The organism is Pseudomonas sp. MBLB4136 (assembly GCF_051904765.1).
Lineage (GTDB): Bacteria > Pseudomonadota > Gammaproteobacteria > Pseudomonadales > Pseudomonadaceae > Aquipseudomonas.
The window spans coordinates 4,084,118-4,098,619 of record NZ_CP196713.1 but is presented as its reverse complement, the minus strand read 5'-3'; the positions used below and the strand labels follow the sequence as shown (position 1 = coordinate 4,098,619).

Below are 14,502 nucleotides of genomic sequence, written 5' to 3'. Positions count from 1 at the left end.
CCTTTGGTTGGCCGTGTGCCCTGGGTCGTTGACGCATTGTTGACAGGTCGGGTCGTTAATAAGGGCTGTGATAAGCTGCGTCCCTTTTTAGCAGCGGAGACGCGGTAATGAAAGCGCGCATTCAGTGGGCCGGAGACGCCCTGTTTCTCGGTGAGTCGGGCAGCGGTCATGCGGTGGTGATGGATGGCCCGCCGGAGAGCGGTGGCCGCAACCTCGGCATACGTCCGATGGAGATGCTGCTGATCGGTCTGGGCGGCTGCAGCAACTTCGATGTGGTGAACATTCTGAAGAAGTCCCGACAGGCGGTAGAGAGCTGCGAGGCTTTCGTCGAGGCCGAGCGCGCCGGCGAGGAGCCCAAGGTGTTCACCAAGATCCACCTGCGTTTCGTCGTCAAGGGGCGCGGGCTGAAGGAGGCCCAGGTCAAGCGTGCCGTCGAGCTGTCGGCGGAGAAATACTGCTCGGCCTCGATCATGCTGGGGCGCGCCGGGGTTGAAATCAGCCACGCCTACGAAATCGTCGAGCTGGGTTGATCACCTTTCATCATTTGCTGGGTGCGGACGCTGGCGGACGGCCTGCGTCATCTGCATAATGTCGCCCCATTTTTCGGGGCGTCATACGCTTTGAACGGACAACCAAACTCGCCAGTGCGAAGAGGTGTTAATCGTCCTACGCAGCTGCATCGTTAGCAGCTGACGGGCATGCTCGATCACGCGGCCTGGCCGCATCCACCATAGAGAGTTCCAACGGTGATGAAAAGCAAACTCAGGCTCCACGGGTTCAACAACCTGACGAAGACCTTGAGCTTCAACATCTATGACATCTGCTACGCGGAAACCGCGGAAGATCAACAGGCCTATGTCCAGTACATCGACGAAGAGTACGACGCCGAGCGCCTGACCCAGATTCTTACCGATGTTGTCGACATTATCGGCGCCAATATCCTCAATATCGCTCGCCAGGACTACGAGCCCCAGGGCGCCAGCGTGACCATCCTGATCTCCGAGCAGCCGGTGGAGCCGACGGAGAGCCAGATCGAGGAGTCGCCCGGCCCGCTGCCCGAGACCATTCTCGCGCACCTGGACAAGAGCCACATCACCGTGCACACCTACCCGGAGATCCATCCGGTGGAGGGTATCGCCACTTTCCGTGTGGATATCGACGTGTCCACCTGTGGCCTGATCTCGCCGCTCAAGGCACTGAACTACCTGATCCACCAGTTCGACTCGGACATCGTCACGGTCGACTACCGGGTGCGTGGCTTCACCCGTGACGTGGATGGCAAGAAGCACTTCATCGACCACGAGATCAACTCGATCCAGAACTACCTCTCCGACGACACCCAGGCGGCGTATCAGATGACCGACGTCAACGTGTACCAGGAGAACCTGTTCCACACCAAGATGCTGCTCAAGGACTTCGAACTGGACAACTACCTGTTCGGCGATGCGACCCGCAACCTGACGCCCGAGCAGCGCCAGCAGGTCGAAGAGCGTCTGCGTCACGAGATGCTGGAGATCTTCTACGCGCGCAACATGCCGCACTGATCGCACGGCACGAGACAAAAAAGGGCGCCATTGGCGCCCTTTTTCATGCGCCTGCAACCTAGAGGCGGTAGGTGCTCTTGGTCATCACCTTGGACAGCAGGGTCATGCCCAGCTTGACCGGCGCGGGGAAGCGCAGGCCGCCGGCTTCCACGGCGCTGGTGGCATGCTGGGCTTCGTCCTCGCGCATCTGCTCGAGGATCGCCCGGGACTTTCCATCCTCGGGCGGCAGCTGCTGCAGATGTTCGTCGAGGTGCTTGACCACCTGGTCCTCGGTGGCGGCGACGAAGCCCAGGCTGACCCGGTCGCTGATCAGTCCGGCGACCGCGCCAACGCCGAACGACAGGCCGTAGAACAGCGGGTTGAGCACGCTGGGCTGGCTGCCGAGCTGGCGGATGCGTTGTTCGCACCAGGCCAGGTGGTCGGTCTCCTCGTCGGCGGCATGCTCCATTGCGGCGCGTACTTCCGGCAGCTTGGCGGTCAGCGCCTGGCCCTGATACAGCGCCTGGGCACAGACTTCGCCGGTGTGGTTGATGCGCATGAGGCCGGCAACATGCCGGGCCTGCTCGGCATCCAGCTCGACTTCATTCTCCACGATCGCCGGCGACGGGCGGCCGGGCTGGCCACTGAAGGGCAGCAGGGTGCGCAGGGCCATGTCGGCCTGCAGCAGCAGGCGGTCGACGGGCGAGTAGTGGCGATCGTTGGTCATGGGGGCCTCCGGCGTGGGCAACGCCGCGCAGTTTATCGCAATTGCCGGCTGTGGGCCGAGGCGCGAACTTGCCAGTTGCGCCGTGGCCGTTGCCTTTACGGACGTTTCGGCGACTCAGCCCGGTGGCCAGTGCAGCGGGCGCTGGCCGAGCACGTGCAGGTGGATGTGGAAGACGCTCTGGCCGGCCAGGGCCTCGCAGTTCATCACCAGGCGGAAGCCTTCCTCGCAACCCTGCTCGCGGGCCAGGCGTTGCGCGATGAAGACCATGTGCCCGAGCAGCGCCTTGTCGCCTTCCTCGAGGTCCTTGAGGGTGCGGATGTGCTGCTTCGGGATCACCAGGAAATGCACCGGCGCCTGCGGGCCGATATCGTGGAAGGCAAACACCTGGTCGTCTTCATAGAGCTTGCGCGCGGGGATCTCCCCGGCGACGATCGTGCAGAACAGACAGTCCATGGACGGTCTCCCGGCCTGTTGGAAGAGGCCTGAGTGTAACCAGACAGATTTTCCGCGACCAGTGCACAAGGAGCCTGTGTGAAGAACGACATCCATGACCTGGGGCTGGTGCTCGACTCCAAGGTCAAGCTGATCCTCATCGAATCCTGGGACGAGCCGCGCGTGTTGGAGACCCTCACCGGCCTGGCCGTCAAGCGCGGCCTCGGCCTGCACACCTGGACGGTGACCGACGGGCTGCGGCGCCTGGGTTTCGGTGCCGACCCGTTGGGCGAGGGCGCTACCCAGGAGCCGGAGGCCGCCCTGCGGCTGATCAAGGCCGACCCGCAGCCGAACCTCTATGTGATGTGCGACCTGCACCCCTTTCTCGACGACAACCCCAGGCTGGTGCGCCTGCTCAAGGAGGTCGCCCTGAGCGGCAGTCCGGGCAAGCCGACCCTGGTGCTGGTGTCCCATGCCTGCAAGTTGCCGCCGGAGGTGCAGCGCCACGCCGCGCGCTTCCGCCTGGCGCTGCCATCCGAGGATGAGCTGCTGAGCATCGTGCGCGAGGAGGCGGCGCGTTGGAGCGAGCAGAACCGCAACGCCCGGGTGCGCACCGACAACCGCACCCTGCAGCAGGTGGTGAAGAACCTGCGCGGCCTGAGCCACGGCGAGGCCCGCAGCCTGGCGCGCAACCTGATCTGCGACGACGGCGCGATCACCCAGGAAGACCTGCCGGAGTTGAACAAGGCCAAGTTCCAGTTGCTCGATCTGGAGGGGGTGTTGAGCTTCGAGTACGACACCGCGCGCTTCGCCGAAGTCGGCGGCCTGGGCAATCTCAAGCGCTGGTTGGGCGAGCGCCAGGGCATTTTCCTCGAGGGCAAGGGCATCGACCTGCCCAAGGGGGTGCTGCTGGTCGGCGTGCAGGGCGGCGGCAAGAGCCTGGCGGCCAAGGCGGTGGCGGGCATGTGGGGCCTGCCGTTGCTGCGTCTGGATTTTGGCTGCCTGTACAACAAGTTCTTCGGCGAGACCGAGCGCAACCTGCGCGAGGCGCTCAGGCTCGCGGAGCAGATGGCGCCCTGCGTGCTGTGGATGGACGAGATCGAGAAAGGTCTGGCCAGCGGTGACCACGACGGCGGCGTCAGCCAGCGGGTACTCGGCACCCTGCTGACCTGGATGGCCGAGCGCAAGGTGCCGGTGTTCATGGTGGCCACCGCCAATGCCATCGACCGGCTGCCGCCGGAACTGGTGCGCAAGGGGCGTTTCGATGAGCTGTTCTTCGTCGACCTGCCGGACGCGGCGGTGCGCGCGGAGATCTTCCGCATCCACCTGGGGCGTCGTGAACTGGACGTCGGCAGCTTCGACCTCGACGTGCTGGCTGCGGCCAGTGCCGGATTTTCCGGCGCAGAGATCGAACAGGTGGTGGTCAGCGGGCTGTATGCCGCCCAGGCGCAGCAGCAGGGGGTCGATCAGGGCTTGCTGCTGCGTGGCATCCAGAGCACCGCGCCCCTGTCGGTGGTGATGGCCGAGGATCTCGCCGCCCTGCGTGCCTGGGCCAGCGGTCGCACGGTCAATGCCAACGGCTGATGGCCGGGCGGTTCAAAGCGGACGGGCAAAGCGCCGGTTGATGAGGGCGGTGAGGCGGCGCACCAGCCAGCGTGGCGCCAGGCGCGGGGCCGCGGCCAGCAGGCGGTTGCGCCAGCCGGGGATGATCACCGCGCGCTTCTTCTCCAGGGCACGGACGGTCAGCAGTGCCAGCTCTTCGGCGCCCATCAGCAGCTTGCGGCCTTGCAGCGGGCGCTCGTCGATCCCGGCGTTGCGGAAGAAGGCGCTGTGCGTGGGGCCTGGGCATAGCACCGATACGCTGACCCCTTGCTGCTTGAGCTCCTCGCGCAAGGCCTCGGAGAAGTGCAGCACGTAGGCCTTGCTGGCGTAGTAGTTGCTCATCCAGGCGCCCGGCTGGAAGGCCGCCAGGGAGGCGACATTGAGGATCTGCCCGCCGCCCTGCCGGGCCATGCTGGCGCCGATGGCGTGGCACAGGCGGGCGAGGGCGAGCACGTTCACCTCGATCAGCTTCTGCTCGCGGCTCCAGTCCTGGGCGATGAAGGCGCCGGAGCTGCCCAGGCCGGCGTTGTTCACCAGCAGGTCGATGTTCAGTTCGCTCTGTTCCAGTTCGTGCAGCAGGCCGGACACCTGCAGCGGCTGGCTCAGGTCGCAGGTGCGAAACAGCACCTCCACGGCGAAGCGCTGGCTCAGCTCCAGGGCGATGCTTTCCAGCGCCTGGCGTTGCCGGGCCACCAGGATCAGGTTGCGCCCGCGGCGTGCCAGGGCCTCGGCCAGGGCCAGGCCGATGCCGCTGGAGGCACCAGTGATCAGGGCGTAACGGGGCATCGGGGTGTCTCCGGGAATGGGGGCGAGTTGGACCATGGCGGCGCCGCAGGAGTGCCTGGGCGGCGCATATATTACCGCCGCCCGCGGCCCGGTCAGCAAAAGAAACCGCGCTTCGGCGGTCAGGGCTGCGCCGGATTCAACTCGAGACCGCTCAGGGCCAGGCCGAGCATCGCGAAACCGCCGAGGAACAGGATCAGCAGGCCGCCGAGCAGCACCGCCAGGTACAGTCCGGCGAGCAGTTTGACCGCCAGGCTGTTGGCCGGCGGTGGCGGCCCGTAGCGGTTGGCGCCGGCGCTACCCGGGACAATCAGCATCAGGAGCCAGAAAATCGGGATGAGGTTAAGCAGCAGCAGCCAGGCGCTCCAGCCAATGTCGTGCAGGCGTTGCGCGCCGATCTGCACGCTAACCACCAGCATGCCGAGCACCACGCCGACGGCCAGCACCAGGCCGAGTGTCTCCGAGATGTTGGCGGCGATGGCCACCACGCCCACGATCCCGGCCACGCAGAGGCTGAGCACCAGGGACCAGGCCAGGTAACGCAGGCGACCGATGCGCCCTTCGAGGCTGAACACATTCAGCTCGCCGTAGCGCGGCAAGGTCGCGGCCACCGCAGCCTTCGGCGTCGCGTAGGGGCTGTTGGCCGGGGCCGTGGAGTGGCCGGAGCTGCCGGTGTCGGCCTGGGAGAACACTGCCTGGTGGGCGACGAACTTGGCGATGATGATGCCGCAACCGGCGCAGGATGCTGACTTGCGCTGCTGCTGGCCGCATTTCGGACAGACCATGGTGGCGGCGAACTGGGGCGTTTCATCAAGCTCATCTGCTTCCTTGCCGGCCAGCAGGCTCAGGCTGGCGCCCGGGTCGGGCTCCTTGCGCGCCTTGGCGCCGGCGCGATGCAGGGCGGCAAGATACTGATCGGCATCGCTTTCCGGCAGATCGCGCTTGATCGCCACGGTGCTGCCGCAGAACAGGCTGTTGATCCGCGTGCGATCGCTCTTGAACAGGCGGGCTAGGTTGTCCTTGGCCGTCTCCAGCGCCACTTCGGGCATCAGCTCGCCATCGAAGACAATCTTGAAACGGGTCTGTGTCATACAGCCTTCCTTGTCGTCCCGGGGGGAAGGAGCCGCGCCGAATAGCAGGGTGCTGGCCCCTGACACAGCAGCCTAGAGCAGAAGTTCGCTGTCTGCCCAGTCGCCCGGTGGGGCGCCCCGTTCAGCCTGGCCAGCGTTGCTGCAGGTTCTGCGCCTGGCGCTGGGCGGCGCGGTACTCGCGATCCAGGCGCGCCACCAGTTGCTCGACCGTCGGCAGGTCGGCGATGGTGCCCACACCCTGGCCGGCCGACCACACGGTCTTCCAGGCCTTGGCCTCGTCGTCGAGGGGTTTGAGCTTCTCGCCGTAATCGATATCGGCCGGGCGCTGCAACTGTTGCAGGTCGTAGCCCGCCTGCTCGAGGCTCTGGCGCATGAAACTGGCCGGCACCCCGGATACCGCAGGCGTGTGAATGATGTCGGCGGCCTGGGCGTCGATGATCATCTGCTTGTACCGATTGGGGGCCTGGTTGTCCTGGGTGGCGATGAAGCGGGTGCCGAGGTAGGCCAGGTCGGCGCCGAGCAGTTGCGCGGCGAGCAGCTCGTGGCCGTGATTGAGGCAGCCGGCGAGCAGCAGGGTCTTGTCGAAGAACTGGCGGATCTCCGCGATCAGGGCAAACGGGCTCCAGGTGCCGGCGTGCCCGCCGGCGCCGGCCGCCACCGCGATCAGTCCGTCGACCCCGGCCGCGGCGGCCTTCTCGGCATGGCGCCGGGTGGTCACGTCGTGGAACACCAGGCCGCCGTAGCTGTGCACCGCATCGACCAGCTCCTTTACCGCGCCGAGGCTGGTGATGACGATCGGCACCCGCTGCTCGACGCAGATTGCCAGGTCGGCCTGCAGTCGCGGATTGCTGGCGTGGACGATCAGGTTGACCGCATAGGGCGCCGCCGACTCATCCAGTCCCGCGCCGATCTCCTCCAGCCAGGCGCGAAAGCCGCTGCTTTCGCGCTGGTTCAGCGCCGGGAAGCTGCCGACTATGCCGTTGCGGCAGCAGGCCAGCACCAGTTGCTGGTTGGACACCAGAAACATCGGCGCGGCGACCACCGGCAGGCGCAGGCGTTGTTCGAGCAGGACAGGCAGGGACATGGCGACACCTTCGATGAACGGAGCGAATCAGAACGGGCGGACCACCACCAGCACGACGATGGCGATCAGCAGCAGCACCGGCGCCTCGTTGAACCAGCGATAGAACACGTGGCTGCGACGGTTTTCGCCGCGGGCGAAGCGTTTGAGCTGGGCGCCGCAGATATGGTGGTAGCCGATCAGCAGCAGCACCAGGGTGAGCTTGACGTGCATCCAGCCCTGGCTGAAGTAGGCGCCGGCGTTGAGGCTCAGCAGGCCGATGCCGAACACCAGGGTGGCGATCATCGAGGGCAGCATGATGCCGCGGTACAGCTTGCGTTCCATGACGCAGAAGCGCTCGCGGCTGATCTCGTCCTCGCTCATGGCGTGGTAGACGAACAGTCGCGGCAGGTAGAACAACCCGGCGAACCAGCAGACCAGGGCGATGATGTGCAGGGCCTTGAGCCACAGATAGAGCATGCGTAGAGCCTCGAGATATAAACAGCCCCGATAGTAGTGGCCACTGTCACCCGCGTCATCAGCAGCGGTTGGCCCCTGGCCGATGCGGCTTTATCATCGGCTACTTTCCAATGGCTTTTTCGCAAGGGGCAACTAATGGTCAAGGTCGGTATCGTCGGCGGCACTGGGTACACCGGTGTCGAGCTGTTACGTCTGCTGGCGCAGCACCCGCAGGCGCGAGTCGAGGTCATTACGTCGCGCTCCGAAGCGGGCATGCGCGTCGACGAGATGTACCCGAATCTGCGTGGGCACTACCCGAACCTGGCCTTCAGTGTGCCGGACGTGAAAACCCTGGGCGCCTGCGACGTGGTGTTCTTCGCCACCCCCCACGGCGTTGCCCACGCCCTGGCCGGCGAGTTGCTGGCCGCCGGCACCAAGGTCATCGACCTGTCCGCCGACTTCCGCCTGCAGGACGCCGAGGAGTGGGCCAAATGGTACGGCCAGCCCCATGGCGCGCCGGACCTGCTGCCGGAGGCGATCTACGGCCTGCCGGAGGTCAATCGTGAGGCGATCAAGCAGGCGCGCCTGATCGCCGTGCCCGGTTGCTACCCCACCGCCGCCCAGCTGGGCCTGATTCCACTGCTGGAGAGTGGCCTGGCCGACTCTGGCCGGCTGATCGCCGACTGCAAGTCCGGGGTCAGCGGCGCCGGCCGTGGGGCCAGCGTCGGCTCGCTGTTCAGTGAGGCCGGCGAGAGCATGAAGGCCTACGCGGTCAAGGGCCATCGCCACCTGCCGGAGATTCGCCAGGGCCTGCGGCGCGCGGCCGGTGGCGAGGTGGGGCTGACCTTCGTGCCGCACCTGACGCCGATGATTCGGGGCATCCACGCCACCCTGTACGCCACCGTGGTGGACCGCAGCGTGGACCTGCAGGCGCTTTACGAGGAGCGCTACGCCAACGAGCCCTTCGTCGACGTGATGCCCGCCGGCAGCCACCCGGAAACCCGCAGTGTGCGCGGTGCCAACGTCTGTCGCATCGCCGTGCACCGGCCCCAGGATGGTGACCTGGTGGTGGTGCTGTCGGTGATCGACAACCTGGTCAAGGGCGCGTCGGGCCAGGCCCTGCAGAACATGAATATCCTCTTCGGCCTGGATGAGCAGCTCGGTCTGGCGCACGCGGCCCTGTTGCCCTGATGGCCGGCTGGGAAGTCCGCCCGAGCGATCCACGGCGTGCCGGTCGGGTACGCCTGGCACTGCTGCTGCTGATTCTCGCGGTGCCGCTGGCCTTCGCTGCGGGCGCCTGGTGGCAGGCTCGCAGTACCCAGGCCTTCATGGCCGAGCACGAGGCGCTGCAGGAGCGACTTCGCGCGCAGGAACGGGAACTGGATCAGCTGCGTCAGAGCCTGGCGGTGCTCAGCAGCGGCGAAAAGGTCGCCCAGCAGGCCAGCGAGCAGAATCGCCTGACCATCAAGCTGCTCGAAGAGCAGATCTTCAAGCAGCAGCAGGACCTGGCTTTCTACAAGGGCGTGCTGGCGCCCGCCAGCCGTCGCGAAGGCCTGCGTATTCGCGCCTTTGAGTTGCAGGCCACGGACACGCCCCGGCATTTTCGCTACAAACTGCTGCTTAGCCGGGTGGGCAAGGACGACAAGCCGCTGCAGGGGAAGTTGCGGGTGACCGTAGAGGGGCGGCAGGGCGGCAAGGACGTTAGTCTGGCGCTGGCGGAGCTGACCCAGGGATTGCCTGACCAGTTCAGCGAGGAGGCGATTGTCTTCACCTTCAAGCACTTCCAGGCGATTCCCGAGGCGGGACGCTTCGCGGAGCTTAAGTTACCTGAGGGCTTCGAGCCACGTCAGGTCAGGGTGCGCGCCGAAGTCAAAGGCGAAAAGCCCTTGGAGCGCACATTCAAATGGATCGACGAAGAGTAAGAGTCCCCGATGTGGAATAAAGACAAGAGCAAGAACGACCTGCAGCGCTTCGCTGGCAAGACCAGCCTGATCGCCACGGGCGCCGAACTGAACGGCGACCTGCGCTTTCAGGGCGCTGTGCAGGTCGACGGCCGCATGAACGGTAACGTGCAGACCAGTGACGGCATGGTGCGGGTCAGTGTCGAGGGGCAGGTTGAGGGCGAGATCCGCGCGCCCCATATCGTCATCGACGGCGAGGTGATCGGCGACGTGCATGCCAGTGAGCACCTTGAGCTCGGTGCCCGGGCGCGGGTTCGTGGCAATCTCTATTACGGCCTGATGGAAATGGCCATGGGCGCGCAGATCGAGGGGCGCCTGTGCCATCTCAAGGACGGCCAGCGACCGTTGGAGCTGCCGGAGAGTCTGGATCTCGCACAATAGTTGACCGCTTTTCTAGGGTAAGCGGATAATGCAGGGCCTCAACGCAGTATGGCGCTTGGCGCCGGGAGAATAGTCAGCATGAGCGTCGAAACCTTCACCCCCACAGCTTTGCTGTTCACCGAAGGCGCAGCGAGCAAGGTGAAGAGCCTGGTCGATGAAGAGGGCAACCCGCGCCTCAAATTGCGCGTGTTCGTCACCGGAGGCGGTTGTTCCGGCTTCCAGTACGGTTTTACCTTCGATGAAGAGGTGGCCGAGGACGACACCATCGTCGAGCGCGAAGGGGTGAGCCTGGTCGTCGATCCGATGAGCTTCCAGTATCTCGCCGGCGCTGAAGTGGATTATCAGGAAGGCCTGGAAGGCTCGCGCTTCGTGATCAAGAACCCCAACGCAACCACCACCTGCGGCTGCGGTTCGTCCTTCTCGATCTGATCGACGTCTGCCGCTTTGATCGAAACGCCGTGCCTTGTGCACGGCGTTGTCGTTTCTGCGGGCGGAGAAAGCTGCTCAGGCGGGGTAGATGGCGCCGAGCACCCGCAGCCCGCGGGCGCCGGTGACGCTTGGCCGGTTGGCGGGAATACCTTGCAGGCAGCAGTGCGCCAGCCAGGCGAAAGCCATGGCCTCGACCCAGTCGGCGGGCACGCCGTGGGCCTCGGTGCTGCTCACTCGGCTGCCCGGCAGTAGTTCGGCCAGGCGGGTCATCAGGCGGTGGTTGTGCGCGCCGCCGCCGCAGACCAGCAGCTGTTCGGGCTGGCCCATGGCGCCCGTCAAGGCGGACACGGTGCTGGTTGCGGTCAACTCCAGTAGCGTGGCCTGCACGTCCTGGGCGGCGAAGCGCGGCAGTTGGCTCAGCCGGTCATCGAGCCAGGCCAGGTTGAACAGCTCGCGGCCCGTGCTCTTCGGGCCCTGGGTGGCAAAGAATGGGTCGCTCAATAGTGCCTGCAGCAGCACGGGTTGCACATGCCCGCTGGCAGCCCAACTGCCGTCGCGGTCGTAGCTGACGCCCCGGTGGCGCTGAATCCAGGCGTCCATCAGCACATTGCCGGGGCCGCAATCGAAGCCTCGCACCGCTTGTTCGGGCTGCAGCAGGCTGAGGTTGCTGAATCCGCCGATGTTCAGGACGGCGCGATGGCTGCCGGGCGCGCCGAACAGCGCCTCATGGAAGGCCGGCACGAGGGGTGCGCCCTGGCCGCCCGCCGCGACGTCGCGACGGCGGAAGTCGCCAACCACGCAGATCCCGGTCAACTCCGCCAACAGCGCAGGGTTGCCGATCTGGATGCTGAAGCCGCGCGCCGGTTCGTGGCGCACCGTCTGACCGTGACTGCCGATCGCGCGGATCGCCTCCGCTGTCAGTTTCTGCTGGTCCAGCAAGGCGCCGATGCCCTGGGCGGCAAGCGCGACCCAGCGCTGTTCGGCCACTGCCGCGCGCGCCAACTCGTCGGGACCTGGCGCGCACAAGTCAAGTAGCTCGGCGCGCAGGGCGTCGGGCATGGGCAGGAAGTGCGTGGCCAGCAGGCGCGTAGTGTCGCTCTGTTCGATCAGGGCGATGTCCATGCCGTCCAGGCTGGTGCCGGACATCACGCCGAGGTAGAGCGGCATTGGCGTTAGCGCTTGTTGAGGGCGAGGAGGGTGGAGCGTTCCTTGTCCATCCGGGCCATCAACGGCTTGCTCAGTTGCAGGAAGCGCTGTTTTTCATTGCGCGCGATGGGGTCGGCCATCGGCAGCTTCTGGCTCAGCGGATCGACATGGGTGCCGTTGACCTGGAACTCGTAGTGCAGGTGCGGTCCGGTGGACAGGCCGGTGGTGCCAATGTAACCGATGATCTGCCCCTGCTTGACGCTGCCGCCGGTGCGGATGCCTTTGGCGAAACCCTGCATGTGTGCATAGAGGGTGCGATAGCGGCTGCCGTGCTGGATCACCACGGTGTTGCCGTAACCACCCTTGCGCCCGGCCAAGGCGATCTTGCCGTCGCCGGCGGCCTTGATCGGCGTGCCGCGCGGGGCAGCGTAGTCGACGCCCTTGTGGGCGCGGATCTTGTTGAGGATCGGGTGGCGACGGCCGTTGGAGAAGCGCGAGCTGATGCGCGCGAAGTCCACCGGGGTGCGAATGAACGCCTTGCGCATGCTGGTGCCGTCGGCACTGTAGTAGCTGGTGTTGCCCTGCTTGTCGGTGTAGCGCACCGCGGTGAAGGTCTTGCCACGGTTGGTAAAGCGCGCCGAGAGAATCTCGCCGCTGCCTACCGTTTTGCCGTTGGCTACCTTCTCTTCGTAGATCAGTTCGAATGCATCGCCTTCGCGAATGTCCATGGCGAAGTCGATGTCGTAGCCGAAGATATTGGCCAGGTCCATGGTCAGTCCATGGGACAGGCCGGCGCGCTTGGCCGACAGAAACAGCGAACTCTTGATCACGCCGTGGGCGTAGGCCGAGCGAACTTCCGGTTTGATCAGGTCGCGCTTGAAGGCAAAGCCCTTGTCGGTCTTGGCCAGGCTGATGCTTTCCAGGTCGCTCAACTTGCTGTGCAGGCTTTCCAGCTCCCCGTCCGGCGTCAGCTGGAACTCGAGCTTCTGGCCAACCTTGAGGCGGCTGAACTGCTTGGCCTCTTTGCTGCTGTTGAGCACCGCGTGCAGGGTGGTTGCCGACAGACCGACCTTGGCAAAGAGGGTGGAAAGCGTATCGCCATTGGCAACGCTGATGGTTTTCTGAAGGGGGTCTGTTGCTGGGGTGGTTTGTTCGGCGAGCTCAGGGCTCTGTTCTTCTGTGGTGACAACTTGTTCTGCGGCGCCCTCGATTTCGGCGAACGGCGAGGCGTTGTCGGCTGCAAGGCGGCCAGCCGGTCGCAGGTCGTCCTTCTCCTGCACCACCAGTTCCGAGCCGCTGTCGAGGTCGAGATTAAGGTAGGTTCGCTTGGCTTCGACTTCCCGGGATGGGAACACCAGGAGTGCCAGGCTGAGCATCGCGGCTACGCCGCTGGCGGCCAGGATGTGGCTTTTCGGGTACAGGGGGGGCGCTTTTCTTGTAGAGGTCATGGGCGGCTTTGACTTTGAAGAGATGAAAAGAAAAAAGATGAAGAAAGAGCTGAATATGCACTAACTGTATAAAATATAACCAAATCGTCTGTGAGGCAACCCTGAAGGCGCTTGGGCGAGGCGGGGGCGGCTGTCGCGGGGCAAAACTTGTTATTTGTCCGCGATCTTGTATGGTTGGTTCCCTTTGGTTTTTGAGTGGTCGTGAGTCCTGTCATGAAGTCGGTCGAAGAGCAGCTGGCGCTGATCAAGCGTGGCGCAGAAGAGGTTTTGGTTGAGTCCGAGCTGGTGGAAAAGCTCAAGCGCGGTCAGCCGTTGCGTATCAAGGCTGGTTTCGATCCAACTGCCCCGGACCTGCATCTCGGTCATACGGTGCTGATCAACAAGCTGCGCCAGTTTCAGGAGCTGGGGCATCAGGTGGTGTTCCTGATTGGCGACTTCACCGGGATGATCGGCGACCCGAGCGGCAAGAGCGCGACCCGGCCGCCGCTCACGCGCGAGCAGGTGCTGGACAACGCCGAGACCTACAAGTCGCAGGTGTTCAAGATTCTCGATCCGGCGAAAACCGAGGTGGCCTTCAACTCCACCTGGATGGATCAGTTGACGCCGGCTGACTTCATCCGGCTGGCCTCGCAGTACACCGTGGCGCGGATGCTCGAGCGTGATGACTTCAATAAACGCTACTCGAGCAATCAGCCTATCGCCATTCATGAGTTTCTCTACCCGCTGGTGCAGGGCTATGACTCTGTAGCGTTGCGTGCCGATGTCGAGCTGGGGGGGACCGATCAGAAGTTCAACCTGCTGATGGGGCGTGAGCTTCAGCGCTCCTACGGTCAGGCCTCGCAGTGCATCGTCACCATGCCGTTGCTCGAAGGCCTGGATGGCGTGAAGAAGATGTCCAAGTCCCTGGGTAATTACGTGGGTATTCAGGAGGCGCCGGGCGTGATGTACAGCAAGCTGGTGTCCATCCCCGATGTGCTCATGTGGCGTTACTTCGAGTTGCTCAGCTTCCGCTCGATGGAAGAGATCGCTCAGTTCAGGCGGGATGTCGAGCAGGGAGCCAATCCGCGCGACATCAAGATCAAACTGGCCGAAGAGATCGTGGCGCGTTTCCATGGTGAGGAAGCGGCTGCCAGCGCGCATCGATCGGCGGGCAACCGCATGAAGGATGGTGAATTGCCCGAGGATCTCCCAGGGGTTGAGCTGGTCGCCGCTGAGGATATGCCGATCGCCGCGCTGCTTAATAAGGCAGGGTTGGTTAAGAACGCCGCGATGGCGCGGGATCTGCTCGGCTCCGGTGGTGTGCGAGTCGACGGCGAGGTGGTGGATCGCACCTTTATCTGCAAACTTGGTGCGGTGCATGTGTGCCAGGCGGGCAAGAAGGCCTTTGCGCGCGTCGCCCTCAAGGCTGAATAGGCGAGAATAAAGCGTTGACCTGCTGCGCCCGCTGCCTATAATGCGCG

Annotated in this window: 16 protein-coding genes; 8 read left to right on the top strand and 8 right to left on the bottom strand. The window is 64.8% G+C overall.

The window, feature by feature from the left end:
* The first annotated feature begins 107 nt into the window (after positions 1 to 107).
* Together ACSX1D_RS18875 and speD are read left to right on the top strand one after the other, a co-directional pair.
* On the top strand, positions 108 to 530 hold the full coding sequence (locus ACSX1D_RS18875) for an OsmC family protein (RefSeq protein WP_439859931.1): 423 nt from the start codon (positions 108 to 110) through the stop codon (positions 528 to 530).
* A gap of 219 nt (positions 531 to 749) precedes the next feature.
* A complete protein-coding gene (gene speD / locus ACSX1D_RS18870; RefSeq protein ID WP_439859930.1) occupies positions 750 to 1,544 on the top strand; it encodes an adenosylmethionine decarboxylase in 795 nt (264 codons plus the stop codon).
* Positions 1,545 to 1,602: 58 nt separating this feature from the next.
* On the opposite strand, the gene coq7 is transcribed toward speD, so the two are convergent.
* Together coq7 and ACSX1D_RS18860 are read right to left on the bottom strand one after the other, a co-directional pair.
* Positions 1,603 to 2,250, bottom strand: a complete 648-nt coding sequence (gene coq7, locus ACSX1D_RS18865; protein WP_439859929.1) for a 2-polyprenyl-3-methyl-6-methoxy-1,4-benzoquinone monooxygenase — start codon at positions 2,248 to 2,250, stop codon at positions 1,603 to 1,605.
* Positions 2,251 to 2,364: 114 nt separating this feature from the next.
* The gene (locus ACSX1D_RS18860) at positions 2,365 to 2,703 is read right to left on the bottom strand and encodes a histidine triad nucleotide-binding protein (protein WP_439859928.1); all 339 of its coding nucleotides are present in this window, start codon (positions 2,701 to 2,703) and stop codon (positions 2,365 to 2,367) included.
* 78 nt (positions 2,704 to 2,781) lie between these two features.
* On the opposite strand from ACSX1D_RS18860, the gene ACSX1D_RS18855 reads away from it, so the two are divergent.
* Positions 2,782 to 4,266 carry an AAA family ATPase gene (locus ACSX1D_RS18855; RefSeq protein ID WP_439859927.1) on the top strand — a complete coding sequence of 495 codons (1,485 nt, stop codon included), beginning with the start codon at positions 2,782 to 2,784 and terminating at the stop codon, positions 4,264 to 4,266.
* A gap of 12 nt (positions 4,267 to 4,278) precedes the next feature.
* Here the strand turns inward: ACSX1D_RS18855 and ACSX1D_RS18850 are convergent, their stop codons facing one another.
* The 4 genes from ACSX1D_RS18850 to hemJ form a co-directional block, all read right to left on the bottom strand.
* Positions 4,279 to 5,070, bottom strand: coding sequence for an SDR family NAD(P)-dependent oxidoreductase (locus tag ACSX1D_RS18850; protein WP_439859926.1), 792 nt, complete (start codon positions 5,068 to 5,070; stop codon positions 4,279 to 4,281).
* Between the two features lie 119 nt (positions 5,071 to 5,189).
* Positions 5,190 to 6,158, bottom strand: a complete 969-nt coding sequence (locus tag ACSX1D_RS18845; RefSeq protein WP_439859925.1) for a DUF805 domain-containing protein — start codon at positions 6,156 to 6,158, stop codon at positions 5,190 to 5,192.
* A gap of 121 nt (positions 6,159 to 6,279) precedes the next feature.
* The gene (locus ACSX1D_RS18840) at positions 6,280 to 7,242 is read right to left on the bottom strand and encodes an NAD(P)H-dependent flavin oxidoreductase (protein WP_439859924.1); all 963 of its coding nucleotides are present in this window, start codon (positions 7,240 to 7,242) and stop codon (positions 6,280 to 6,282) included.
* Between the two features lie 27 nt (positions 7,243 to 7,269).
* Positions 7,270 to 7,698 (bottom strand): protoporphyrinogen oxidase HemJ, encoded by a 429-nt coding sequence (gene hemJ, locus ACSX1D_RS18835; protein WP_439859923.1) that lies wholly within the window; start codon positions 7,696 to 7,698, stop codon positions 7,270 to 7,272.
* Positions 7,699 to 7,833: 135 nt separating this feature from the next.
* Between hemJ and argC the strand changes: the two genes are divergently transcribed.
* From argC to erpA, 4 genes are all read left to right on the top strand, one after another.
* Positions 7,834 to 8,868 (top strand): N-acetyl-gamma-glutamyl-phosphate reductase, encoded by a 1,035-nt coding sequence (gene argC, locus ACSX1D_RS18830; RefSeq protein WP_439859922.1) that lies wholly within the window; start codon positions 7,834 to 7,836, stop codon positions 8,866 to 8,868.
* Positions 8,868 to 9,599: a DUF6776 family protein gene (locus ACSX1D_RS18825; protein WP_439859921.1), complete on the top strand. Its 732-nt coding sequence runs from the start codon at positions 8,868 to 8,870 to the stop codon at positions 9,597 to 9,599. The genes argC and ACSX1D_RS18825 overlap by 1 nt, the downstream gene beginning before the upstream one ends.
* 9 nt (positions 9,600 to 9,608) lie before the next feature.
* Positions 9,609 to 10,019, top strand: coding sequence for a bactofilin family protein (locus tag ACSX1D_RS18820; RefSeq protein ID WP_439859920.1), 411 nt, complete (start codon positions 9,609 to 9,611; stop codon positions 10,017 to 10,019).
* Between the two features lie 78 nt (positions 10,020 to 10,097).
* Positions 10,098 to 10,448 carry an iron-sulfur cluster insertion protein ErpA gene (gene erpA / locus ACSX1D_RS18815; RefSeq protein WP_208707100.1) on the top strand — a complete coding sequence of 117 codons (351 nt, stop codon included), beginning with the start codon at positions 10,098 to 10,100 and terminating at the stop codon, positions 10,446 to 10,448.
* Between the two features lie 75 nt (positions 10,449 to 10,523).
* Here the strand turns inward: erpA and ACSX1D_RS18810 are convergent, their stop codons facing one another.
* Both ACSX1D_RS18810 and ACSX1D_RS18805 read right to left on the bottom strand, forming a co-directional pair.
* A complete protein-coding gene (locus ACSX1D_RS18810) occupies positions 10,524 to 11,615 on the bottom strand; it encodes an anhydro-N-acetylmuramic acid kinase (RefSeq protein ID WP_439859919.1) in 1,092 nt (363 codons plus the stop codon).
* A 5-nt stretch (positions 11,616 to 11,620) separates the two neighbouring features.
* On the bottom strand, positions 11,621 to 13,042 hold the full coding sequence (locus ACSX1D_RS18805) for a peptidoglycan DD-metalloendopeptidase family protein (protein ID WP_439859918.1): 1,422 nt from the start codon (positions 13,040 to 13,042) through the stop codon (positions 11,621 to 11,623).
* Between the two features lie 213 nt (positions 13,043 to 13,255).
* On the opposite strand from ACSX1D_RS18805, the gene tyrS reads away from it, so the two are divergent.
* Positions 13,256 to 14,455: a tyrosine--tRNA ligase gene (tyrS, locus tag ACSX1D_RS18800; protein ID WP_439859917.1), complete on the top strand. Its 1,200-nt coding sequence runs from the start codon at positions 13,256 to 13,258 to the stop codon at positions 14,453 to 14,455.
* Positions 14,456 to 14,502 lie beyond the last annotated feature (47 nt).